Source organism: Halobacteriovorax sp. RT-2-4 (genome assembly GCF_047085445.1).
Taxonomy (GTDB): domain Bacteria; phylum Bdellovibrionota; class Bacteriovoracia; order Bacteriovoracales; family Bacteriovoracaceae; genus Halobacteriovorax_A.
In genome coordinates, this window is record NZ_JBKIXY010000002.1 from 311,996 (window position 1) to 336,172 (window position 24,177).

The following is a 24,177-nucleotide window of genomic DNA, read 5'->3' on the forward strand; positions in this document are numbered from 1 at the left end:
AGCGACCTAGTACTGGTGTGCCGGGTGGGCACCGATACTAAAGCTTAACTGAAGACTTACTCTTTTTTCAGGACGATCTTCACCATCATGAATTTCATCGTATTGCATTCTTACAGCTGAGAATTCAGTAGGAACAAATGCTAAAAGTGCAGTATATGCATTTTGATCTGCAATTGACTCATCCTTAGCAACACCTAGGAATTCATATTGTGCTTGAGCAAACCAGCGTGGTGCAAATTGATAACGTAAGAATGTCGAATAACCACCATTTTTAACTTCGTTTGTTCCCTGAACATCTTTGTGGATAAACTCAGTTGACCAAACAAATGACGAATACTTACCTTTTTTAACTGGACGCCATTTTAATGTTAAGTCTGTTCCTAGGACAGTTGATTTCTCAGCTTGTTCTTCAAAATAAAGACCTGAAAGACCCCACTCTAGAGTTAGTGACTCAGATAAATCCCAAAGGTTTTTTAGGTTAGCGACTGTGGTGATCGAGTGTGGATCTTCAACAAATAATTCTTCATTTGTTGGCTGAAGAAACTGAACAGTTAAATCACTATACCATGGCAGTGGCGCTAGATATGATACACTTACACCAACTTCATTTAGTCCTTCTTCTCCAAACATATACTCTTGAACAAGACCACGGTAAATGAATGGCTGAGCGTGAGTATGTACCATATTGTACTTACCAAATTGGGCATAGAACTTCCCTAACTTTACTGTAAAATCAGGAATTGAAATTGTTTCAGCAAATACTTCTTCAGGCTCAAATGCATAACCATGCTCTTCCTCGCCACCCTCTTCATGATGTTCCTTGTGAACAGCAAAAGTCGCCTCAGCTCTAAAGTATGCATCAACATCTGCACTAAACTGAAGCTCTGCTTCTTGTAGAGAAAATCCATCGTGATCATTATCACGAGACGAGTTTTTATAGATAGTTAAAGCATTTAAACCGATGGCAGGATTAAACCCATTGCCTCTTGAATTGTCAGAAAGAGATTGCGCAAAAGTGTTTGAGCCTAGTAATAAAATAGAAATATAAAATAAGTTTTTCAAAATAAACCTCATTGAAAATTAATTAATTAAATTTAAAAAATAAAAAGTGAATGTAATTTAATTAACAATGAGTTGGTGGCCCTCGAGGAGCTGTTTGAATAGATAGAGATTGTAATGTGTGACCGACTAGGGTCTGATAACGATCTGTAACGAGAAAAAGAAAACTTGCTTCAAGTTCTTCAGAGAAATCAGAATTACTAGCATCATATTTGAATTGAGAAACTTTAATACAGAAATGGCAAGCTTGATCTAACTTACTAGTCTCATGCTCATTTTCATGGAAATGGATGCTTGCTGTAAGAAAGCTTACAAGAAAGGTTGCCGCAAATATGAATCTAAAAAATTTCTGCATTAGCTCAATACTAGCAATACTAAATTTAAATTGTCTCGTTTTTTTTTAACAAGACAATCTATTTAAATACTTAACATCTGTCCAATAAAGAGATTACTCGATCGAAGAGAGTTTCTCTTTCTTATTTCGTATGTAGTCGTATTATAGAGTTTGGCAATACGTGTTAAGTTATCACCCTTTTTAACACGATAGCGAAATACTCTTACACCTCTAGTGATATCTAACTTTTGCCCTACGTAGATACTATTGCCATGAATTCCATTTAAGCGTCTTAAGTAAGATACGCTTAGGCCCGAGCGACTTGCAATCTTTCCTAGATAATCATTCTTTTTCACAAAGTAGAATCTCTTCCCAACAACACTCTTATACTCATTTGCTCTTAGGGCAAGTTTTTGACCTGGATAAATTCGGCTGCTTCTTAAATTATTAATTCGCTTAAGCCTGTTAAGTGAAATTTTGTAACGACGAGAGATCTTTGTGAGAGAATCCCCTCTCTTAACTCGATAGTGAGTTGGAAAGGAGTTAAGCTTTCCCCATTGACGGTTACTTGCCAATTTCTGTTGAATTTCTTCTATATTCTCATAATCCTTACGAGGCATCCAAATCGCATATTGCTTAATCCAATTAGGTGTACGCTTATGTTTAAGGGCGGGATTAATTTTTTCAATTTCACTGCGATCAATATTAAAATGTTTTGCAACATCTTTAATGTGCACGCCCCCAGGAACCTCCACTAATTTTAAATCAGGGTAAGTCGGAGATTGTGCAATCGTCTCTTCGTCAAAGCCAAATTGAGCAAGATTTTCACCAACGTAGGCTGCTGCCAAAAACTTAGGGACATAATTTCTCGTTTCTCTTGGAAGTAGTTTTCGATCTGCAAGTTCCCAAAAATTACGTGTTCTCCCCTTCATAATGGCACGTAAAACTCGAAGCTCCCCACAATTATAAGCTGCAATTGCAAGCTCCCAAGAATTAAAAACGGTATATAGATCTTTTAGATACTTCGTTGCGGCCTCTGTACTATGAACAGGGTCTCTTCTTTCATCAACAACGCGGTTAACAGCTAGTCCATATCTCTTTCCCGTGGCCTTAATAAATTGCCATGGCCCAACGGCCCCAGCATGAGACAGTGCAGTTTTGTTATAGCCACTTTCAATTAGAGGTAGGTAATATAATTGATATGGAAGCTCTTCTTCTTCAAGTACTGTTTGAATAACTTCTTTGTAATACATTCCCTTTTTAATAAATTGTTCAAAACGAGCACGATCTTTTACTGCAAAATAATTTATCCATTTTTGGACACGTTCATTTTGATAGAGCTCCATCTCATGCTTAATTGTATCTTCATCTTGATAAGAGATCGTATTGCTTCCAGCAACAGCAGGTGTAATATTCTCCTTCTCTGAAGAAACACATGAGAACAAAGTGAATAAGAGTGTAAAAATAGAGAAGAACTTAATTGAATTTAAAAGAGTATTTTTTTTCATATAAAAATTCTAAGGGAATTTTCACGAAATAAAATATGATCAAACACAAATTAGTTTTATCCTAATTCAATAAATCATCTGAAACATCAGACACTTCAATCTGTAAATCCACATCTTCATAACGGTCAGGAACATTCGATAATTTTGACTGAAAGAGTTCTTGTAGCTTACGAATAGAAATAAGGCCTTCATCTGATTTCTTCCAAATAGCATAGAGAGACATTTTAAGAGGCTCTCCAAGATTAAATGTTTTGAGTCCGAGGTATTCTTCAAGCGGATTCTTAGGCAAGAACATCACACAACGTCCTCTCAAACACAACTTATGAACAAAGTCGATATGATCGCTATAGACCTTCTCTTTAGGTATGACACCATTCTTTCTTAAGTGTTGGTAAATAACACGATTTAGATTCTTATCCCAATTACTCTCTGCAAATGGAATATTTACAAGTAGATCCTTTTCATCCTTAAACTTGTCATAAAGTTCTGTTGAGCAACAGAAGACAATTTCGAATGAACCTATTTCAGCAACATTTAGACTTTTTCTCTTAGGTTTTCGAAGAGAGATTCCCCAATCGATATTTCCTCGTAAAATATTATCCACAAGAACTTCATGGTCGGCCTGGCGTATTGTATTAACTGTTCCATATTTCGTATAAAGATCCCAGTATTGAGATGCAAACTCAGTAGCAAGATCATATGAAATAGTCTCTTCAATACCAATTGAAACAGGATAACCACCAACAACATCTTCTGAGAAGTGTTCAAGTAACTTACTCCCCTCTTCAAAAATGCCTTTTGTTCTTTCGAATAATTGTAGGCCTTCAGGTGTTAGAGATAGCCCCTTTGAGCTGCGATTAAATAGCTTCATATTGAATTTATTTTCAAGACGCTTTAATTGTTCACTAAGTGTTGGTGATGAAGTACCTATGATTTCGGCACCTTTTTTTAAAGATTGAACTTTGGCGACTTCATAAAAACAATAGAGATGATTCCAATTAATATCTTTTAGTTTTTCCAAGTTTATTCCTCGATTCATTTAGCTTTGCTCCTTACCTTAACAAGACGATCATCAATTAGCAAAAACCGAACTACCTAGTCGCGCTAAGTACCTAGGAGTCGGAAGAAAGGGGGAAAAATTGGTCTAAAATGAAAATGATCATCTTTAAAACCTGTTCAAATAAGTTACTTATTATATTTAAAATCATATCAACCTCTAAATTATTAACTCTTAATATTGAGTTTATGAAACTCAATCCCTGCACTTTGAAGCTCAATATAGAGCTGTGTGCGCATATCATTTCTTAACTCCCAAGCATCACTTGGATTATCGGCCCAAGCAGCTAACCAACACTCAATAGCATCCTTATCTAATTTCATGACCCACATCGTTGGCTCTTCAACATCGCTGAAATATTCCGATCTTTTTGCAACCTTGTGAGCTATTTCCTTTACCAACTTCAAATCGACATTTGGCGCAACGAAAAATTCAACGTGTGTCCAAACATAATGATCATTCATTGTAAAATTCTGGATTTCTTTCTGGAGTAACTTTGAATTCGGAATTACTAATCTAATCCAATTCCATTTTTTTATTACTGAATAAGTCAATCCAATCTCTTCAATTAGCCCATAATGTCCATCGATCGTAACGGTATCTCCTATCTTGATTGATTTAAAAAAAGAGATAATGACACCTGCAAAGAGATTTTCTAGAAAAGGCCTTAAAGAAAAACCAGCAATCACAGATACAATGGCAGCGATAATTGAAACGTAGACTGTTGGAATTTCACCTAAGTACGGAATTGAAACAAATAGAGACCATAAAATAAAAAATAAAACTGGCAGTGCTTTCATCATAAATGAGAAGCGACCTTCTATGCCCTCAGCACCATGAGACTTTAATTCTTTTTCTTGATCGTCAACAGGTGAATCTGTTTCAACTGCATCAGAAATATCTCTTTTGCGAATATTTTTGAGCTTTCTTTTTTGCACTCTTTTAATATTAAAAAGAGAAAGAAAGTACCCTCCTAAAAATAGGAGGGTAACCGTAATTGGGTATAAATAATCGACCAAGGAGTTAGCTATTGGCTTCATTTACAAGCTTTGAATTTTTCATTCGATTATCAACAACCTTATTACTAGAAACGATTTCATTTAATGGTGTGTTTGAAAGAACAAAGTATGTGATTAGTCCCGCCATGATACCTGGGGCAACTTCATAGATAGTCGCACCGTAACCAAGATTCATCCAAACGATTGTCACGACTCCACCAACAATAACCATAGAAATAGCAGTTATTTCAGATACCTTCTTACCAATTGCATAGATAAAAAGGAGTGGGCCAAAGCAAGCAGCTAGTATTGACCAAGAAAGAAGAACCAACTCAAACACATTCTTGCTTCCAAAAAGGGCAACACAAAGAGCAATAATTGTCGTACCTGCTGTTGCTAGCTTTGTTAGATAAATATTATCTGATTTTTTAGGTAAAATATCTCTCGTAAATGCTGCAGAACAACTAAGTACCTGAGAGTCGGCCGTCGACATTGTTGCAGCAAAAATACCTGCAAGGACAACACCAATCAGTAACTCAGGTAGAAGTTTTTGACTCATTAAAGGTAGTGCAAGTTCAGCATCAAAATTTGCTGAGCTTGGTAAGAGAAGTCTTGCAGTTAGACCAACACCAATTGTTAAAATTGTAAAAGCAATAAACCATGCATAGTAATACAATTTAGTCTTTGCCATATTCTTAGTATCATCAATTGTCATAAATCTAATCATGATATGTGGTTGTCCAATAACACCAAAACCAGCAAATACCCAACCTAATATAAATAAACCGATTCCCGTTCCACCTGGTACATTAAGTCCAGTTGGAGTGAAACTCAAAAACCCAGGAGATACAGCATCTAGTTTTGTCACATATGAATTAAATCCACCAACTTCATTGATTCCAACAAAGAAAAGTAGCCCCATTGCAATAATCATGACAAATGATTGAGCTGCATCTGTCCAAATTGATGCGCGAATCCCACCTGATAGACAGTAAGCAAAAACAATGACTGCACCGATAATAGCACCAGTACTATAATCCCATCCAAAGAGAACGTGTAAGGCCTTAGACCCTGCCTTGAATTGAGCAGCAGCATAAACACCTAAAAATAAGATAGTAATGATACCGACTAACAATCTAAGTTTCTTAAAACTTGTTCCACGTTGCCAACGAGAAAGAACACCCCCAAAGCTTAATAGGTTTTCTTTTTCAGTAACATCTCTTAGCTTCTTGTGAACAAAGAAACTCATGATCATATCACCAACAATCCAACCAATCATTACCCAAGAAGATTGAAGTCCACTCGTATAGGTATAGCCAATAAGGCCAATAAACATATATCCACTATTATTTGTTGCCACAGCAGATAAAGCTGCAAGCCATGGTGGTGTGGAATGTCCTGCTAATAAATAGTCAGAATTATTTTTCTTACTTTTTAAACTTGAAGAAACTCCAATCAAAACAAAGAGGAGTAAAAAAAAGAGGAAACTGTAAACAATCATTTAACAATCCTTTTTTTGGCACAGCTATCCGTTCACTTAAAGAATACAAAGCGCTAGCGAACAAGATGAGCTCTTGCTTATTAATAAAATACTAAATTAAAAACTTATTCATTAGAGTATCGAGAGGCAATTCTCTTCATCTTCAATTAGGCTTCGACGAAGGAAAGATGTCTCTCTTAGCGCCTTACCATGCCCCTCTTCACAAATAGAAGTCTTCTTTTGTACTTTAGTTTTGCGGGACTGTTTCTTATCAACGATACTATAACTTACTAATTGTACTAATTTTTCAGATTTCTTATTGTTCATTTAATTACCTTAACATTGTCTAGATTCATTAAGAATTGATTAATTTACTAATTAGGTTATCCCTAAGACTCACGTAGTTGGGCCGAGCGAAGGATCGCTTTATCAATTCCCATCCTCACAAATGCATCGACACCATTATCCTTAAAACTTTCAATCGCCTCTATCGTAACGCCCCTTTTAGACGTTACTTTCCTGATTAATTCATCTAGTTCACTCTCGCAATTAATCAATGCACTCTTTGCACTTCCTCGAAATAATTGGCTAACGATTGCTCTGGATTCAACTGATCCTAATCCCCAATCCTTCAAAGAGTCTTCTAGAGTATTCATAAAATAATAAACAAAGGCCGGGCCAGATGCCGAAACAATGGTTACCTGATCAAAGAGTTCCTCGGTACTCATTTTTAAAATTAAAGAGCTATCAGAGAGAAGCATTTTAATAAAATCAAGTTCATCTACTTCCACATTCTTCGAAGAACTAAGAAGACAGATTCCTTCAGAGTATTCCATAGGTAAACTTGGCATCAATCTGATTACCTTTGTCGTATTTAAGAGCCTACAAATCTTTTCTTGATCGATTCCGGCCATGATAGAAATGATAACTTTCTTTGAAAGGTCCATACTCTTTAGAGACTTTGCTAATTCTTCAAATTGTTGAGGTTTACAGCCAATCAAGAAATAGTCTGCATCACAAGCTTCTTCTAAATCAACAATTGCCTTTCCCTCTACTTCTTTAGCTAGTTCAACTGCTCGAGTGTGACTTGGCGTATAAGTGAGAAATTCATTTTTTACTTTTTGGCCTCTATACATTGCACGAACAACTGCGCTGGCCATATTTCCGCAACCAATTACTGCAATTTTCTTCATCACTACTCTCCTTGCTCTATTAAATTATGATCTGACTTGTCCATCACCGACGACAACATAGCGAGAAGTCGTCATTTGTTCGACACCCATTGGCCCATAAGCATGTAGTTTCGTTGTTGAGATTCCAAGTTCAGCACCAAGGCCTAGTTGAGCACCGTCGTTAAAACGAGTTGAGGCATTAACCATGACACAACTTGCATCAACGCTTTTTAAGAACTTAAGACAATTGTCTTCATTAGTTGAAATAATACATTCTGAGTGATTACTTCCATACTCTCCAATATGCTCAATAGCATCATCAAGAGAAGAAACTGTTTTGATTGATAAAATATTATCTAAATATTCTGTCGCCCAGTCTTCAGAAGTTGCTTTAATGAATGAACCTTTTGTCTGTTTTGCAAATTCTTCATCAACTCTTAATTCACATCCTTTTGCCAAAAGTCTTTTCGCAATTTTTTCATTTACTTTAGGAAGAATGTCTTTATGAATTAGTAGTGTTTCAATTGCATTACATACACCGGTTCTTTGTGTTTTTGCATTCTCTACTAATGTCACGGCCTTCTCAATATCAGCTTCGCTATCAATATACATATGACAAAGGCCCTGGTAATGAGCAATGACTGGCATTTTGGCATTTTCAAAAACATGATTAATTAGGCCATGTCCACCACGTGGTATAACAACATCAATCTCTTCTTTAAGACTTAGTAAATCATTTAAAACTTCGCGATTATCTGATGCTAAAACTTCAACGACACTCTTATCAACATATTTCGATATCGCCTCCTGAATGATCTGTCCTAGAACCTCATTTGAATGCTTGGCCTCTTTTCCACCTTTTAAGATGATGGCATTTGAAGATTTAAGCGCCAAGGCAGCGCAATCAACAACAACATTTGGTCGACTTTCAAAAATCATTAGGATCACCCCTAGTGGAACCCTCTGACGCTTTATCTTTAAACCGAGATCATTAGTAAATTCGTTATAAAAAGTACCAACGATTTCAGGTTGTTCCTTAATCGTTTTAACTCCAGAGATAATGTCATCAATTCTTTCATTAGAGAGCTTTAGGCGATCAACCATTGCTTTAGAAAGATCATTTTTAAAAGCAGCATCTAAATCAAGTTGATTCTTTTGTAGAATTAACTCACGATTTTTATCAAGGGCCCTAATAAGATCATCAAAAATCATTTCTTTTGTTTCACTACTCAATTGTAGTAATTCTCTTGACGCCTTCTTTACTGTACTAGCTAATTTTTTCATCAATTATTTCCTTTTCTAAAATTAAGTTTATTGTATGGACAACCTCGATTGATGTTCGAAAACCAATAACTTCTTCGATTTCATCACTATGGCGTCCCATAATTTGTTCAACTTCACAGTGGCCATACTCACAAACCCCGGAAGCAAAAACTTCTCCATCACAAAGAATATCAACACAGTCCCCTTTATAAAATTGGCCAAAAACATCAATAATCCCTTTTGGTAAGAGTGACTTATTTTCATTAAGAGCTTCGAATGCACCTCGATCAACTTCAATATAACAATTTGGTTTTTTCATTGAGAGCAGCCATGCTTTGCGCTCTTCTGGGTCATAGGCATTTTTAGGTGCAAAGTAGGTTCCTATGTCTTTAGTGAGTGGATCTAAAATTAGGCGCTCATTTTCCATTGAACTAATAATCGCCTTTATACCTATAGGAGTAATTTTTGTGATGGCGTGAACTTTTGATTCCATTCCACCTTTTCCTACAGCAGTCTTTCCTTGATAATCCACGTCCTCAAGAACATCACTTCCAAATGGAACAATAGCGATTCTCTTTGCATCACTAAAAGCAGGATCTTTATCATATAGGCCATTTGTTGAAGTGATCATAAGCAATGCATCGGCATTAATCATCTGAGCAGTTTGCGCAGCAAGGTGATCATTGTCTCCTAAGGCAATTTCGGTAAAAGAGATCGTGTCATTTTCGTTAAGAATAGGCGTAATATTATTTTTCAAAAGTACATTTATACTTTGCTTTGCATGTAGGTTGCGCTTTCTATTTCTAAAGTCATCATGGGTTAGAAGAATTTGTGAACATATTTTTTGATTCTCTTCAAATAATCTTGAGTATGTATTGATAAGCTTTGGCTGCCCCACGGCACTTGCAGAGTGCTGAAGATCAATTTGACCTCTTCTTGGTAAGTGCTCCTTAAGAAAAGACTTCCCCACACTAACTGCACCAGAGCTTACTAGGACGATTTCGATCCCTTCATCAATTAGCTCACATATATCCTCTACTATTTTTCTAACCTTCCTTGTATCTAATTTTCCGCTGTCTTTTGTAATAACGTTACTTCCAACTTTTACAACAAGGCGCTTCACACCCTGTAGTTCTTTACGAAGTCTCATTCCTTCCCCTTATCTTGTTTAAAAACAACATGACATAAATTCCAATAAACCAAAAGTGAGACATTTCAAGATTAGGGATAACCGAACAAGCAAGTCTCCGACTAGAGTAGTCAACATATACTAGTATATTGTTTAGAGCTCTTAAAAATTTAATAAAAATTACAAAATATTCCCTACAGAATTAGGGATTGAGATTATAATATTTCCATTAACTTATGCTTTAGAAAATACAATTTGGAGAGAACTTGAAAAGAAGAATTGAAGTTATTAAGCCTGATAATTTTGAACAAGAGAATCACTTTTATCCGAAGGCCTTGAACTCACAACTACACCCTCTAGTGAGTCACTTTTTTAATTTAGATCACGAAAGAATTATCAAAAGATATAGTCATTTAAATCCACAAATTTGTACTGACACGTTGAGAGATATTCTATCTTATGAAAGTAAGCACTTCTTCTGGGGTGGCTCTGACTTATTTTATGTAACAACTCAAGCAGGTAATCGCCGCATGGTAGTTCTTGAAACAAACTCTTGCCCTTCAGGACAGAAGTCGATGCCACCAAGAACAGATGCAGATGAGCACAGAGGTTATAAATTTCTAATCGAAAACTCATTCATACCAGCACTAAAGAAAAGAAAGAAGAAACTCCCACCCGGAGCACTGGCTGTTATCTATGATAAGAACTACATGGAAACATCGGGATATGCTTCAACTATTGCAGACCTGACAGGAGAAGAAGTTTATCTCGTTCCTCACTTCAATGGTGAAGAACAAATGGCCGATTTTGAAAACGGAGTTCTTCACATCACTCTTGAAACAGGAGAAAGAATTCCTATTCGTGCGGCTTTTAGATATGTAACTCAAAAGCCATGGAATAGAATTCCAACGACAACGAAGACCTTCATCTTTAACTCGACTCTTGTTTGTCTTTCAGGTGGACGCAATAAGCTTCTCGCAAATAAAGCCTACGAACTCTATAACTCACAAATTGCAGAATCAGGTTTAAAAATCAATATGCCTGAAACAATTAAGGATGTTAATAAATTAGAAATTCCTTTATGGGTTCAAAAGTTTGGTGGAAAAGCAGTTATTAAAATTCCTTATTCAAATGCTGGCCAAGGTGTATTTACAATCACAAACCAAGATGAGCTAGATGCCTTCATGCAAATGGATTATCCATATGACCAATTTATCGTTCAAAGTTTAATTGGTCACTATGAGTGGAGTTCAACAAGTGAGTATGGGAAATTCTTCCATATTGGGACGGTTCCAAATAAGAAAGGAAATATTTATATCGCCGATCTAAGACTTATGGTCTACTCTTCACCTAAAGGCTTTATGCCATGTGCAGTTTATGCTCGTCGAGCGAGTAAACCTCTTGAAGCAACATACCCAAAAAATAGTTGGGAAGTTCTAGGAACAAACTTATCAGTAAAGAAAGGTGAAAACCTATGGGACTCTGACACATCAAGACTAATGCTAATGGATCAAAAAGATTTTAATTCACTAGGAATTGGTACTGACGATCTAATTGAGGCCTACATACAAACAATTCTAACAATTGTGGCCATTGATAAGATGGCAGAACAACTTATAAGTAAGAAAGGGACTTTCAGAACAAAACTTTTTAGAAGTTTAGATAATGATAACTCTCTCTTTAACGAGATCATGATCTCATAGCATAGGAAGTACAATGGGTGGAATACAAGTCATTAAGACCACTGAAGAAATTGATTTAAACTCTTTTGCAAAAGGTGAAGTACACCGTTTACAAATACACCTTTCAGATAACGCACTAGGAGTACCTTGGCGCGTGCCGATCATTATTATGAAAGGAATTGAGGATGGGCCAGTTGTTGGGATTACAGCAGCTGTTCACGGAAATGAACTAAATGGTATCTCAACAATTTTTAAAGTTATTGAAGAGATTGATCCGAAGAACTTGAAAGGAACTCTCATCATGGTTCCTATTAGTAACGTACCTGGTTACCTTACAAATCAGCGTCGCTTTATTGATAATGTTGACTTAAATCGTATTATGCCAGGTAAACTTACTGGGAACCCTAGTAATGTTTATGCTTACTACTTCACTCAAAAAATTGTTTCGAAGTTTGACTACCTACTCGATCTTCATACAGCAAGTCATGGCCGTGTGAACAGTCTTTACTTAAGGGCCGATCTTGAAAAAGAAGAAACAAGAACCCTGGCCTTCTTGCAAAACCCACAAATTATTGTTCAAAAATATGATGAAGAAGGAACACTAAGAGCATGGGCAAATGAACAAGGTATTCATGCTATTACTGTTGAAATCGGTAATCCAAATGCTTTCCAACATGCTCTAATTGATGAAACTCTCGATGGAATTAAGAACACACTTCGCTACTTCTCTATGATTGAAGGCGATGTGAAAGATATGATTACTGATGCAACAATTTGTGACCATTCTTACTGGATTTATTCAACAAAAGGTGGAATTGTTGATGTCCTTCCAAAACTTACTCATCGAGTGCAAAAAGGCGAAGTCATCGCAAAAGTTTACGATGTCTTTGGACAAGTTAAAGAAGTCATTTGTGCTGACCGTTCTGGAGTTGTTATTGGAAAGAATGTTAGACCTAACTGCGAGGCCGGACAACGTATTGTGCACCTTGGAGTAGACCTAAAAGAAGCATTACCGGAAGAAATTCCTGGCCACGATGATTTTGAAATTTCAGAGAAATAAAAAAAACCAAGGGGGATTCAATCCCCCTTTTTTTATAAATTCACATTAAGTGTTAGTCCAACATTTGTGCGATCGGCACGAATATCTTCTGCAATGAAGCGAATATTAGGTGCAATTGAGATATCGCGATTAAAGAAGTATGTAGCTGCAATAGTTTGTTGAAGAACGCGCTTTTCAAGTTTACTCTCACGTCTTAGTGTATAGCGAGAGAAGATATCTGAAATAAGCCTTAAAGAAATATTGCGCTTCAAGTACATTTCAGTTGATAAACTTATCTGATACTCTCTTTCTCTTTGATATGGAAGAAGCGAGATATCAAAACCCATATACTTTGTCGTCGACTTATCAAAGAAGTACTGAGTCAAAGTGGCAGTTGCCGCAATATAAGCGAATTTAGAAATACGGTACGCCATTGCTTGTGAAAAAGCGGCAGCAGAATGATAACCATAATCTTTTTCTGTTCCACGAGTTACATACTGATACTTTAGAAATGAAACATTTTGTAATTCACCAATTGTGTATGTTTTAAAGTATGAAAGAACAGGATTATCAATATCAAGCTCTTGTGAGTTGTCATCAAATTCTTTTTGAATAGAAGCTGTCGATGCCGTGTGGTTTGAATGAAATGGCGTTGCCATATACATTCCAGCTTGAAGAGAAATATTATCTGATTTCGTGAGGCGATATTTAGCACCAAAGACACCAGATATATTTGTCAAAGAAGGATTACCTTCTGCATTCTTAATATTAGGTCTTTCTGCACTTGTTAAGTCATTAATTGCACCACCTTTGTAAGCAAAAGTTGAGTAAAATGACCAACGCTTAAGAGAGCCCGACAAAGTCTTTAAAGTTGGGTTTTCGATTACCTCTTCCTTTGTATTAAAAGATTCGGCCTTTTTTACTTCTGCCTTTGACTCATTTGCCGGGGCAGCAGATATAGTAATTGAAAGTATTGAGAAAAATAGTAACGTTACTAGCTTCATTGTCTCTCCGTTAGTTAAAAAAGCTTAAAAAGCTTTCGCTATTATTTGTAGTTTTGTATTTAGTTTCGCCAACGAGGTCATTAGCAATCATGGCCGAGCGCCAAGACATTAAACTTGTTTGTGGATCTGCTACACCATGGCCATGGCGACTAAAATTCATTGAATAGATCTTCCCGTTTTCAATCGTAGTCTGGATGCTATAATCCTGTCCTACAATTATGCGCCCCTTAGAATCCTTTGTAATCTTATCCGCAATTCCATCCAGAAAACTAGGTAGAACACTTTTAAAACCTGTCGCCAAGATAACAATATCGGCATCGATAAATTCTTCGTTTTGATTAAGTAAATTATCAACGACTAATTTATATGATTCTCCTTGTTTCTCAATCGCCTTAAGCCAGCGCATTGGAGAAATTGTATAATCAGGAAGTTTCTTTAAATAGAATCGGTCAAGATATAGTTCATTATACATTTCTTGTAAGTATTGAGGAGTGTTACCATCACTAGCTAATAGCTGGCTTTGAGTATATGAATCTTTTTGCTCTTGAGATAGAGAGTGAAAATTAAGTACAAATTCAGGTGTAAATATTTCATTTGTAAATGGAGCTTCATCAAGTGGTTGTAAATTATGTCTTCCGCTTAACAAGGTAACCTTCTCTACTTTTCCCCACATTCCATTAAGAGCATTTCTAAATGTTTCGACTCCCGTCTGTCCCCCACCGATAACAACAACTTTCTTACCTTTAAGATCAAGTTTCTTCATTTGCTTAGACTTAGCGTGAAAAAGAGTCTCAGACAGGAATGGCCTTGCACATTCTGGTATATTTTTAGTTGGGCCAGAAGCGACACAAATATTTTTCGTAAAGTAACTCCCACCTTCCTTAATCACCTCAAATTTTTCACCATCGTGCTTTATATCAATTACCTTAGAGTCGAAATCAATATCATCGCAAAGTTGTTTTGAAACCCACTTGCAATAGTCTTGAAATTCATAACGGTTAATCGCCTTACGATCCGTATTTAAGAAGTGATAAAATTGTCCATTTTCAACTAAGTAATTTAGAAAACTAAAGATACTTTTAGGATCAACAGGAGTGACAAGATCCTTTAAGAAAGAAGTTTGCATCATCGCATCACCAAACATCAACTCAGGATGCCAACTAAATTCTGGTTTGTTATCTAAGAATTTACTATTAATTTCACTTAAAGGATTTAAAAGAGCTGCTAAACTCAAATTAAACGGTCCTAAACCGATTCCAACAATGTCATATATATTCTGCATTTAACTACCTCAACTCAACCCTAACTATTTTTAACAAGAGGATTTTTAATATTACTTCCAAGCATTGGTTTAAGCCTTTCCCCTGTTTCGCTGTAACCAGCTACAAAGCGAACAGTATTAACCAATACCTTTTCAAATTCATTTCTTAATAAATTAACCTTACCAACAGGAGAACAATCGACTTGATAGTTTGCTACAACTTCACCAAGTAAGTGATAAAAGTCCTTTTCTTTAAAACCTAGACATTCTTCAACTACTCTCGAGAAGTAGCGTAAGACTGTGATAAAGTGTCCTGTGATAAGATCGTGAATCAAATACTCTGGTGGTAACTTATCAAGCTCAACACCAAAATCAGCTTCGCTATGCTTTGAATCAGATGCCATTCTAAAGTCACCATGAAAGTCTTTAATAATAAGTTTATTTGGCCTTGCACCTTTAAGAGTCAGTATCGTATTTTGTCCGTGAGCAACAAGGCCCAATCCATGTTCTACTTGTAAGTGATAAAGAGGAATGACAACAACTTCAAAGTATTCTTTTAACCATTCCTTAGTACCTAGCCCCGATAATTTAATATATTCACTAACAAGAGATTGGTTATCTTTAGTGAATAATAGTGCCGCTGTAGGAATTGCGAGCTCATCATCAGCAATCTTATTCTCTACACTTTCTCGCCATACACACCCAAGTAATTCCTTATAGCGATATGAGCCACCGTCGATACGGTTAAACTCAGGTAGCGGACAGCTCATTGCTGCAACTTCTTTTAATATATCGACCTTATCAGCAAGAAAGCTATCTGACTTAATGATGCTCTCAACCTTCTGTGATAAAAGATGACCTTTTGAGATATATTTTTGAGAAATTCCTCTAACACTAGATGTATTTAAAATTGAAATTGCGACTTTTAAGTCAAATTTACTCTCACGAGAATTAGAAGATAAGGTTCTAATAGAAACCTGTGGAGTATATTCTCTTCCCATGATTCCAAGTGGTATAAGCGCATTTTGATAAATTAAGTGTGCAAATTGAACACTTATATATTTACTCCACTGCCAAGGATGTACAGGGATGAAAACAAAATCATCACTATTTGCGCCAGTTTCATGAACTAGCCCTTTAGCAAATTCAACTTCGCTAATCGACAGGGAGTCTTTATAGAGATCATTTAGATTTAATTGTTCTTGATCAAGGCCTAATTCAAGATACTCTTTTTTTATTGCACACCAATGTAGCTTGTAGCTGTTTCGTGTTTCTGGTGCATATTTTAAGAGTTCATCACTTCCCCATCCGAGGCGTCCCTTATTCATAATAATTTTTGGGTGCCCTGAAAGAATTTGATCAATTTTATTAAAATTAAACTGTGCAATCTCATTAAGAGAAAGATTCTCTAGAGAGTGATAATGAAGGATATCTCCATAAATAGTCTGATTACCTTCTTCGATAAATTGTGCCAATGTTTCATCACTCATCTTTGTAAGGTATTGAGTCTCGTAGAAGAAATCTGCCAGAGTAAACTCCACGATAACCTTTTCACCACTTACTTTATGAAAAGTACTTTTATCAATTTGAAGGTTTCCCCATGCACCAATACGGCCATGAAAACTATAATAGATGCTATCATTTATCCTAAAATAAAAACGATCATCAATAAACTCAACATTAAATAGTTCTTCAAACTGAAGTTCTTCAATGGCCTTAATGATTAGGTTTTTATGTAATTCATAGAATAGCTGAGTATTGATCATGATTGAACCTCGCGCAAAAACCTTGTACGATCAGCTTCTAAGAGATTTGATGTTTTATGTGGAAAATCAAAAACTCCTCTATGTTCCCATCCCGGAAGAAGCCTTGCTAAAGTTAAGACCTTCTTATTATCAACACGAGGCTCCCCCCACACCTTTTGAGTTCTTTCATCATCTTCAAATAAGAATTTAGTTAAATGAAAAATTGAATCAAAAACGGCACGAGTACCTAAGAACTTCTCTTCTCCAATTAAAATGTGGATTCCTCTATCATATAGTGAAGCATCACAATAAGGAGCAATCCTATCATCAAAGCTCCAATAAACTTCGAAGTATCCAGCTTGTTCTCCATCGATATCCACAATCATTGGAAGTTGGTATGGAGAATCTTTCAGGCCCTGTACATAAGCTCTTAGTTCCTCTATCGACTTATTCATTTCCCAAAATTCATAAACATACTTCTTATTATGCCATTCATGAAACTTTGCAAGATCTTCATTCAAATCAAATGCACGAAGAGTTATCTCGTGATTATGCTTAGATTTTGCACGATAAAGCTCGCCTTCATAGACACGAGGTTTTCTTAGAAGAGTACTAATAGGATTAGGTATTTTATTATATATATCCCAAGGGTTTTCAATTGTATTTTCGTTAATATTGCTTACACAACATCTGAAATTTCCTTTTTGATAGAGAAAGTCACTGTTAATCAAATAATTTAGAAATGTTGATTTATGATGCGCTTTAAAAATAAAATTTCTAAATTGTCCTAAATGAAATAGCTCGGCCTTAGCATCACCATTTGCAAGCGAGATAATGGTATTAAATACTGAGTTGATAATTAAGTAGTATGTATATACTTTGTTAACATCATCAGGTGAAAGAATATTTCCCTTTGTGCCACTAATAAATTCATACTTAGAACCAAATTTTTCCACACTCTTTGTTGTAAATCCAGTCCCCTGACAATCACGGTATATTGTCCCAACAGGTAACCCATCTTTCATTTTCAGGATGATATTTTGCATATGAGCACCTAGAAGAATTCCGTGCTCTTCAGAAAGAGTAATAAACTCCCCTATGACATTTTCAAGAAAGGCTTCAAACCAGTACTTTCTTGCTAAAAAGATATTCCCGCAAGCCTTCTTTGCATTTCCCTCTACTAAGCTTAAAAGATGTGACTTTCCTGTATAAGGATTCTCTTCAGCAAGGCTACCTAGTAGAAAACAATTATCTGTCTCAAAATTTTCACGTAACTGAATTGTCGATTCAATAATAGCATTACCATCTTGTCCCTTAAGAGCAACATAGAATGGTTCATAAAGAATATGAAATTTATCACTAAAGTTTGCGACCCCTTCATTTTTGAATACAGTTTCCATCTGCATTCCACGAATAGCTTCTTCTGGTTGAAGATGCCTTATCGAGTTTGTTAGCTTTACATCCATTGAATACTTAACTAAGAAAGGTGCTCCATATGAATATAGAGATCTAAGGGAAGAAAGTGCATACCAATCATTAACACCACTTCCAACTTCCATTATGCCATTAACTAATTCTTTCTCTTTTAAACGACGCCACTGCCAAGGATGCATTGGAATATAGACGAAAGAGTCATCGATATCTTCTAAATCAAATTGAGCAAGCTTATTCATAGCTGTAGAAACTGCAAATAGCTCTGCATTAGTATGGATTGATTCTTCTCTACACTTTATCCAGATCAACTTAAATCCATTAGAGAATTCAGGTGAATAAAGTTTGAGATCCTCTTCACTCATTCCCTTTTTACATTTAGGATAAGGGTGAAATGGATGTCCAAGAAGCATCTTTTGTTCACTAGTAAGGTAGCTATCAATATTCACTTGTGGATTATATTTAAGAATCAACTCGATATTATCGCGAGAGTTAATTATATTTTCGATAAAAGTAGAATCAACATTAGAAAAATTAGGCACTAAGTGAACAAGCATCTCATCAAAAGTGAGCTTTGTTTTATTGAAGTAAATATCACCAGTATAACGATGCCCACCGAGAGGAGAATATGACTCAAGTTCAAAAACAAGATCACCAATCAATACATCACTATTTTCAACATCAACTTTAACAAGATTATCTTCTGAATAATCTCTTATCATTGAGTTAACTAATGCACGAATACTATATTTATCAGCAAGCTGCCTATAATTTATATTAACCATTAGTCGCTCCGCTTAGTTCTTCGCTCGTATCTGAAGTACTGTATTTGAAACTTATTGAGATCGCCCCTACTACTAAGGCCACAAATAGAAAAAGAATATAATTTGTAAAGTTGTACTTAATAATTACACCTGACATTATCGCTCCAAGAGCGTTGCCTAGGGTTTGATAAAAACTGATCTCACTGGCAACAATCTGCTTTGGAGAACTAGGGTTCAAGTTATAAATATGTCCCATATATAAAATTGGAATAATTGCAGCTCCAAATGAGAATAGAAGGATGAATCCGTAAAGTGTTTCTAAGCTATTTACTCTAGAGAATGAGTAGAAACTAAATAAAAGAGAAACAATTGCCAAAGTAGAGAATATTTTAGAGTTAATAAGTTTTAACTTCTTTAAAATTAACTGTGTAAGAATTATGACAAGATATGCAAGAGTTAGTAGCCAATAGATAGTAGCTGATTGCTTAATTTGGCCGATTAATATGTCTCCAACCACACTCGTGATACTAGTGTGAAAAAATGAAGTCATAAATGTATAAATCAATGGAATAAAAAGAAGTGGCATTATCAATTGCTTAGTATCAGAATCTTTCTTTGCAGCGATAGTTTGAATTTCGTTGATTCCGCTCTTAAAATCAAATGGAATTGTTAAAAGAAGCATAACGATCAAAACCACTAAGCTCAAATTGAGATTAAATGCGAGAAGTCCACCTAGTACCAATCCAACAAGCCTTCCAGCATTTAGAAAAATAGTTGTTTCAAGAATACCACTATGAGTATCTTTGTATCGGCCAATCTTAACAATTTGAGAAAAAGGAATAATAGAGCTTGCACTCAATGCATAAATAATTCGAGATATAACAAAGAAAATGAGAGACAGCCTAACATTACCAGAAGTAAATGTTGCTAAAAGGGCCAGATTCGACATGAGCAATCCAAACTGAGCAATTCGATAGATAGTCTTGGCCTTAAGTTTAGAAAAAAGTGCGGCCCACTCCTTTGTCATAAAAAGAAAGAAGAAGATCGAAAACCCATAGATAATTATGATTGATGTAATATCAAGATTCGTTACCATAGCAATTTTCGGTATAAGACCAAGAAGTATAGTTTGGGCCGCACCAAAAACAAAACAAAGGCATGAGATGGCCTTAGTAAAATTGTCACTTATTTGAAGTTGAGAACTCAAGAGATACTCTCCTTCTGAATTCTCTTCTTTTTTCTTAGAGAAGAAATAAAAACTATCAAATCACGCCAAGAGAAAACTAAGTAGACTAAAAATAGTGCACTTAAAATCCATTTAAAATCAGAAGTAACAAAGAAAATGACAAAAACAAATAAGCTAGGAAGTAGAATCTCAGTAAACGAAATATTTACATCACTTATTAAATTACCATTATACTGCTCACTCCTTGCTACTAAGTATTTTTTTCTAAATAAGAAAATATAGATTCCACTAATTGGTATAAAAGAAGAAATAAGACCGAAAAGACTCCAAATAATCTTAAGAATGACTCCACCATAATCGCCAAAGTGCAGAGGTTCTGAAAGAATGAGAAGTTCTAAGTACCATGGTAACGTTACTGTGCGGTTTAACTTTCCTGTTATTCCATCAATATAAGCGATCTCGTGATGATGACTTTCATTTTCCATCAATACAACAAATTGATTTGGTACTGAGAATTCATTATCAGGAAAAGAAATAAAGTCATATTCTAAATGAGCAAGTTTTGATTCTAGTTCTTTTAAAATTGTTGTGACCGATACATACTTTGCATTTTCGATGACAATTGCATTCTCTTGCTGCGCCTTTACATTTCCTCTTAAAAAGAGACCAATTAATGTACTATTGAATGCTAAGATTGCTCCAGTAAAAGTAACAATAAAAAGCCATGCAAGTGTTTTAACGCCGATTATTTTATGAAGACGCCCAAGCATAATTCGAGAGTTCATTGTTCTTACGTTACGGTAGAACTTATTTGCAATAAAAGCACCACTTAGAAGAGCAACGAGAAAGAACACTCCCATAAGCCCTATTAAAATTTTACCTTTTCCACCTAAGAGTAACTCACGATGTAGCTTTAAGACGAAATCAATAAAGACCGTAGGCTTGACTTGATTTGATGTCAGCACATTACCAGCAAGATCAAATTTTAATCTTGTTGCACCTTTAAACTTTTCAACACCTGGCTCTGTTATTCGTGCTTGAATATCACCATCATCACCTTTAAAAATTGAAAGTACTTTTTTATCTTTGTAAATTTCATTTTCATGTATGTAATTTTCAATTTTTGAAAGAGAGGATTGATCTGAAACAAAAGCGCTCTGCTGTTCTACCGAATGAACAGGAGATAATTCGTGACGCCAAACGAGAACAACTCCTGTTAAGCCTAACAAGAGAAAGTTAATCGCTAGGACTAAGCCTAGAATACGATGAATTTTTAAAAATTTTCTTACTAATGAACTCATAAAATTAAGTAAAAAGCAGGAACCTTATACTTTCTTACGAAAGAAAGGCCCTGCTTAATATCAAGGATTTTTTATAGTCTTTTATAAACCATAAAATCGATACCAATATGTGTTGCACCTTCGCCGCAAACTTCAGCTGCACCAGTTGCAGGAACCATAATTGTTGCGTGGTGAGGGTGTCCCCAGTATAGGTAATCATTGTTTGCAAGCTGAGCATCAAGAACTGCCTTACCTTCTGAACAATCTGCTGAAGCATCAACCTTAGAGAAAGCTCTTGAATCGACTAGGTCAATTGTAGAAGCTGCGTTGTCTGCAAATAGGATTGAAGAGTATGAACACTCAACACCATCTACATTCTCAAAAGTTGCCTTGATTAGAATATTATCTAGTGTGTAATCAGTTGAAAGCTTTTCAAATTTAACATTCATGTTGTTGTGAGAAGCGGGTGCATTTGTGTAGTCAGTAAATGCTGCACATACATAACCTTTATGCTGTGCAAGCCATCTCTCACCTTCAAGAACAAGGTCAGTGTTTGCGATAGCTGAAACTGATAGTAGTGATAATAAAGCTATAAGTGATTTTTTCATCATGTTTATTCTCCTTTAAGTTTATGAAGAATAAATATCTGAACGAGTTTGAGGTGTCAAACAATAATCTACATATTTAAACAAATGATTGCTAACAAAGACACTTTTTGAAATAAATACATGAAATTTGGTGGAAGTGGCCCTATCTGGAGACATCAACAGGGCCTCTTTGTTAGATTTAGCGAATTGGATCACGCCCTTCGATCTTACTAAGGATGCGAGTTTCGCCAGACTTTTTAAACTTTGATTTAAATGAATTAGAAGAATGAACAACTTCATTCTCTAGGTTACGATGAGAGCTCACCTCTTGTGAATCGTATTTATGTTCACAAAGGGATTCAGCTGTTGCCGAAAGGCTCACCATACTTGCACCAATAATTAGTGTCGTAAATAATGTATGAACTTTCATATCCATCTCCTTTGATGATTAATTATCCGTTAACTAATCTTCGCAAGAAATAGGATTAAAATAAAATACTGAGTCTTTATGGCGCCATAGACATTACCTATTAAACCATGAAATGGACTTAAGTCCATTTTTGACGAGGCCATAATAGCTCTTGATTCGATCATTTTGAAAATGGTGTGTTTCACTAATAAATGAGACTATTTTTTTTCGATTAAATGCCATTGCCCAATCATGTGCACTCATTCCAGAATCATTTATTTCGCAAAGCTTTGCTCCATATTGAATAAGTAATTTTACGATTTTTAAATCACCTTTTAAGCAAGCTAGCATCAATGCAGTATTGCCAAGGCCGTCTTTAGCGATTGGATTTGCTCCAACGCTAAGTAGTGTATGACAAAAGTCAAAGTGACCACGTTGGGTAGCCTCTAAGAGTGGCGTATAACCTTTTTCATTTTTGACCTCTAAGTTACATTCTTCATTTGTGAGTAAGTAAATACTTAACTCACCTACATCACCACTTCGTGCCCAATCAAAAATTTTAGTCATAACTTCTCCTGATAGATAATTCTACGGAGAAGTCATCTCGTCTATAAAGTGAAGAAGGGATAAGATTAATTAAGCCCCTTAATTGTTATTTGCCTATTATTTATTGAATTAAGCTATATTGGTGCCGTACGCAAAAATCTTTCTTGTTGTATATTAAGATTTTATTAAGAATTTCATTGATCTTTTACATCAGTCTTTAGACAATATTAGTCTATAAAAACATACACATGGAGTGATTATGAAAAAGAACATTGCACTTGCAATCTTTATGCTAGGGCTGGGACTTTCAAACGCGCAAGCAGAAGAAAAGAAAACAACTACTGATAAAAAGGATATCGATGAAGAGATTACAAATGCTCGTATGAGAGCTGAATCTGGATCGAAATCTCCACTGAGCATGAGTCTCTCACTTGGTTACAATGGTGGATCTCTTGATGACCCATTTGGTAAAGAAAGACCAAATATTTATGCTGACCCAGAAAACGAAACTGAAACATCGATGAGTGGATCAATCTCTGGTCGTTATAGACTTTCTAAGAATGATTCTATTACAGTTGGTGCTGGTTACTCAGTTCTAACGCCATTTCACCACGCTAAAGGTGACATTTCTAACCCATACATTGGTTACTCTCGTGTTTACACAATCGCAGGTATCCAAACAATTACGTCAGCAGATTTAACTTTTGGTACAAAAGATTCATACAAGAATCAAAATCTAGATCAAATTCTAGGTGTATCTCAGTATATGATGAAAAAATTTGGAGACTCAGGTTGGACTCTTGGTGCAAGTGTTTCAGCAAGCTTTTACTTCTCTGGTGGTCTAGCTGACTCTAAGTACAGAGCTGACTTTCAAGCAAAAACAGGACAACCATTCTTAAAAGACTACCAGACAGAAATGGCAATTGGTCTTTACCCTCAACTTGAATACGTATTCAATGATACTTTCTCATTCAGAACAGTATTTGGTTACTTTAACTACCAAAAATCAAGAGGAAAAGATGCAAAACTTCTTAGAGCTTACGAATACCAATCAGTTGGTGTAGGTATCTCTGTTACTCGTGATATTTACCTTTACCCAAATATCCAATTCCTTGCTGATGACTTCGACAAAGACAAAACAAACTTCGGTTTCTCAGCAACAATTAACTTATTCTAAATTAAAGTTAATATACAGGCCCGGTTATCCGGGCCTTTTTTTTTGCTTAAATTCCAAAATCTCTCT

At 35.6% G+C, this 24,177-nt stretch carries 22 protein-coding genes; 3 read left to right on the plus strand and 19 right to left on the minus strand.

The window, feature by feature from the left end; translation table 11 throughout:
* Positions 1-6: 6 nt before the first annotated feature.
* From ACMAYL_RS11970 to proB, 10 genes are all read right to left on the minus strand, one after another.
* A complete protein-coding gene (locus tag ACMAYL_RS11970) occupies positions 7-1,062 on the minus strand; it encodes a hypothetical protein (RefSeq protein WP_103218127.1) in 1,056 nt (351 codons plus the stop codon).
* A gap of 61 nt (positions 1,063-1,123) precedes the next feature.
* Complete coding sequence (locus tag ACMAYL_RS11975) at positions 1,124-1,414, minus strand: hypothetical protein (RefSeq protein WP_103218128.1); 291 nt, start codon at positions 1,412-1,414, stop codon at positions 1,124-1,126.
* A 62-nt stretch (positions 1,415-1,476) separates the two neighbouring features.
* Complete coding sequence (locus ACMAYL_RS11980; protein WP_103218129.1) at positions 1,477-2,901, minus strand: LysM peptidoglycan-binding domain-containing protein; 1,425 nt, start codon at positions 2,899-2,901, stop codon at positions 1,477-1,479.
* A 61-nt stretch (positions 2,902-2,962) separates the two neighbouring features.
* Positions 2,963-3,940: a LysR family transcriptional regulator gene (locus ACMAYL_RS11985; protein ID WP_392992586.1), complete on the minus strand. Its 978-nt coding sequence runs from the start codon at positions 3,938-3,940 to the stop codon at positions 2,963-2,965.
* A gap of 185 nt (positions 3,941-4,125) precedes the next feature.
* Positions 4,126-4,896, minus strand: a complete 771-nt coding sequence (locus ACMAYL_RS11990) for a mechanosensitive ion channel family protein (RefSeq protein WP_158246879.1) — start codon at positions 4,894-4,896, stop codon at positions 4,126-4,128.
* Between the two features lie 85 nt (positions 4,897-4,981).
* Positions 4,982-6,457, minus strand: a complete 1,476-nt coding sequence (locus ACMAYL_RS11995) for a sodium/proline symporter (RefSeq protein WP_412471127.1) — start codon at positions 6,455-6,457, stop codon at positions 4,982-4,984.
* A 111-nt stretch (positions 6,458-6,568) separates the two neighbouring features.
* Positions 6,569-6,763, minus strand: coding sequence for a hypothetical protein (locus ACMAYL_RS12000; protein ID WP_103218133.1), 195 nt, complete (start codon positions 6,761-6,763; stop codon positions 6,569-6,571).
* 62 nt (positions 6,764-6,825) lie between these two features.
* Positions 6,826-7,629 carry a pyrroline-5-carboxylate reductase family protein gene (locus tag ACMAYL_RS12005; RefSeq protein WP_412470154.1) on the minus strand — a complete coding sequence of 268 codons (804 nt, stop codon included), beginning with the start codon at positions 7,627-7,629 and terminating at the stop codon, positions 6,826-6,828.
* A 24-nt stretch (positions 7,630-7,653) separates the two neighbouring features.
* Positions 7,654-8,892 carry a glutamate-5-semialdehyde dehydrogenase gene (locus ACMAYL_RS12010; RefSeq protein WP_103218135.1) on the minus strand — a complete coding sequence of 413 codons (1,239 nt, stop codon included), beginning with the start codon at positions 8,890-8,892 and terminating at the stop codon, positions 7,654-7,656.
* Positions 8,876-10,021, minus strand: a complete 1,146-nt coding sequence (gene proB / locus ACMAYL_RS12015) for a glutamate 5-kinase (RefSeq protein WP_103218136.1) — start codon at positions 10,019-10,021, stop codon at positions 8,876-8,878. Before proB ends, ACMAYL_RS12010 begins: the two co-directional genes overlap by 17 nt.
* A gap of 245 nt (positions 10,022-10,266) precedes the next feature.
* Here proB and ACMAYL_RS12020 point away from each other — a divergent pair, with 245 nt between their 5' ends.
* A complete protein-coding gene (locus ACMAYL_RS12020; RefSeq protein WP_412463200.1) occupies positions 10,267-11,703 on the plus strand; it encodes a hypothetical protein in 1,437 nt (478 codons plus the stop codon).
* A 13-nt stretch (positions 11,704-11,716) separates the two neighbouring features.
* On the plus strand, positions 11,717-12,742 hold the full coding sequence (locus ACMAYL_RS12025; protein ID WP_103218138.1) for a succinylglutamate desuccinylase/aspartoacylase family protein: 1,026 nt from the start codon (positions 11,717-11,719) through the stop codon (positions 12,740-12,742).
* 32 nt (positions 12,743-12,774) lie between these two features.
* Here ACMAYL_RS12025 and ACMAYL_RS12030 read toward each other — a convergent pair whose 3' ends face one another.
* The 9 genes from ACMAYL_RS12030 to ACMAYL_RS12070 all read right to left on the minus strand — a co-directional run bounded on the left by ACMAYL_RS12030 (position 12,775) and on the right by ACMAYL_RS12070 (position 22,955).
* A complete protein-coding gene (locus tag ACMAYL_RS12030; protein ID WP_392992595.1) occupies positions 12,775-13,725 on the minus strand; it encodes a hypothetical protein in 951 nt (316 codons plus the stop codon).
* Between the two features lie 10 nt (positions 13,726-13,735).
* On the minus strand, positions 13,736-15,007 hold the full coding sequence (locus ACMAYL_RS12035) for a lysine N(6)-hydroxylase/L-ornithine N(5)-oxygenase family protein (protein WP_412463201.1): 1,272 nt from the start codon (positions 15,005-15,007) through the stop codon (positions 13,736-13,738).
* Between the two features lie 20 nt (positions 15,008-15,027).
* Positions 15,028-16,752, minus strand: a complete 1,725-nt coding sequence (locus ACMAYL_RS12040) for an IucA/IucC family protein (RefSeq protein ID WP_412471128.1) — start codon at positions 16,750-16,752, stop codon at positions 15,028-15,030.
* Positions 16,749-18,947 (minus strand): GNAT family N-acetyltransferase, encoded by a 2,199-nt coding sequence (locus ACMAYL_RS12045; RefSeq protein WP_412471129.1) that lies wholly within the window; start codon positions 18,945-18,947, stop codon positions 16,749-16,751. The genes ACMAYL_RS12040 and ACMAYL_RS12045 overlap by 4 nt, the downstream gene beginning before the upstream one ends.
* Complete coding sequence (locus tag ACMAYL_RS12050; protein WP_412471130.1) at positions 18,940-20,133, minus strand: hypothetical protein; 1,194 nt, start codon at positions 20,131-20,133, stop codon at positions 18,940-18,942. Before ACMAYL_RS12050 ends, ACMAYL_RS12045 begins: the two co-directional genes overlap by 8 nt.
* Complete coding sequence (locus tag ACMAYL_RS12055; RefSeq protein ID WP_103218144.1) at positions 20,130-21,413, minus strand: PepSY-associated TM helix domain-containing protein; 1,284 nt, start codon at positions 21,411-21,413, stop codon at positions 20,130-20,132. Before ACMAYL_RS12055 ends, ACMAYL_RS12050 begins: the two co-directional genes overlap by 4 nt.
* 71 nt (positions 21,414-21,484) lie before the next feature.
* Positions 21,485-22,003, minus strand: coding sequence for a hypothetical protein (locus tag ACMAYL_RS12060; RefSeq protein ID WP_103218145.1), 519 nt, complete (start codon positions 22,001-22,003; stop codon positions 21,485-21,487).
* 175 nt (positions 22,004-22,178) lie between these two features.
* The gene (locus ACMAYL_RS12065; protein WP_103218146.1) at positions 22,179-22,409 is read right to left on the minus strand and encodes a hypothetical protein; all 231 of its coding nucleotides are present in this window, start codon (positions 22,407-22,409) and stop codon (positions 22,179-22,181) included.
* Between the two features lie 93 nt (positions 22,410-22,502).
* A complete protein-coding gene (locus ACMAYL_RS12070; protein ID WP_412471131.1) occupies positions 22,503-22,955 on the minus strand; it encodes an ankyrin repeat domain-containing protein in 453 nt (150 codons plus the stop codon).
* A 238-nt stretch (positions 22,956-23,193) separates the two neighbouring features.
* Between ACMAYL_RS12070 and ACMAYL_RS12075 the strand changes: the two genes are divergently transcribed.
* Entirely contained in the window at positions 23,194-24,111 is a 918-nt protein-coding gene (locus ACMAYL_RS12075; RefSeq protein WP_392992608.1) for a hypothetical protein, read from the plus strand.
* The last annotated feature ends 66 nt before the right edge of the window (positions 24,112-24,177 follow it).

Excerpts from the sequence above, each read along its gene's own strand:
- ACMAYL_RS12060 (WP_103218145.1), bottom strand. The coding sequence starts at position 22,003 with ATGATGAAAAAATCACTTATAGCTTTATTATCACTACTATCAGTTTCA.
- ACMAYL_RS12025 (WP_103218138.1), top strand. The coding sequence starts at position 11,717 with ATGGGTGGAATACAAGTCATTAAGACCACTGAAGAAATTGATTTAAAC.
- ACMAYL_RS11980 (WP_103218129.1), bottom strand. The coding sequence starts at position 2,901 with ATGAAAAAAAATACTCTTTTAAATTCAATTAAGTTCTTCTCTATTTTT.
- ACMAYL_RS12035 (WP_412463201.1), bottom strand. The coding sequence starts at position 15,007 with ATGCAGAATATATATGACATTGTTGGAATCGGTTTAGGACCGTTTAAT.
- ACMAYL_RS12055 (WP_103218144.1), bottom strand. The coding sequence starts at position 21,413 with ATGAGTTCATTAGTAAGAAAATTTTTAAAAATTCATCGTATTCTAGGC.
- ACMAYL_RS12000 (WP_103218133.1), bottom strand. The coding sequence starts at position 6,763 with ATGAACAATAAGAAATCTGAAAAATTAGTACAATTAGTAAGTTATAGT.
- ACMAYL_RS12075 (WP_392992608.1), top strand. The coding sequence starts at position 23,194 with ATGAAAAAGAACATTGCACTTGCAATCTTTATGCTAGGGCTGGGACTT.
- ACMAYL_RS12045 (WP_412471129.1), bottom strand. The coding sequence starts at position 18,947 with ATGGTTAATATAAATTATAGGCAGCTTGCTGATAAATATAGTATTCGT.
- ACMAYL_RS11995 (WP_412471127.1), bottom strand. The coding sequence starts at position 6,457 with ATGATTGTTTACAGTTTCCTCTTTTTTTTACTCCTCTTTGTTTTGATT.
- ACMAYL_RS12030 (WP_392992595.1), bottom strand. The coding sequence starts at position 13,725 with ATGAAGCTAGTAACGTTACTATTTTTCTCAATACTTTCAATTACTATA.
- ACMAYL_RS11975 (WP_103218128.1), bottom strand. The coding sequence starts at position 1,414 with ATGCAGAAATTTTTTAGATTCATATTTGCGGCAACCTTTCTTGTAAGC.
- ACMAYL_RS12010 (WP_103218135.1), bottom strand. The coding sequence starts at position 8,892 with ATGAAAAAATTAGCTAGTACAGTAAAGAAGGCGTCAAGAGAATTACTA.
- proB (WP_103218136.1), bottom strand. The coding sequence starts at position 10,021 with ATGAGACTTCGTAAAGAACTACAGGGTGTGAAGCGCCTTGTTGTAAAA.
- ACMAYL_RS12005 (WP_412470154.1), bottom strand. The coding sequence starts at position 7,629 with ATGAAGAAAATTGCAGTAATTGGTTGCGGAAATATGGCCAGCGCAGTT.
- ACMAYL_RS12040 (WP_412471128.1), bottom strand. The coding sequence starts at position 16,752 with ATGATCAATACTCAGCTATTCTATGAATTACATAAAAACCTAATCATT.
- ACMAYL_RS12070 (WP_412471131.1), bottom strand. The coding sequence starts at position 22,955 with ATGACTAAAATTTTTGATTGGGCACGAAGTGGTGATGTAGGTGAGTTA.
- ACMAYL_RS11985 (WP_392992586.1), bottom strand. The coding sequence starts at position 3,940 with ATGAATCGAGGAATAAACTTGGAAAAACTAAAAGATATTAATTGGAAT.
- ACMAYL_RS12065 (WP_103218146.1), bottom strand. The coding sequence starts at position 22,409 with ATGAAAGTTCATACATTATTTACGACACTAATTATTGGTGCAAGTATG.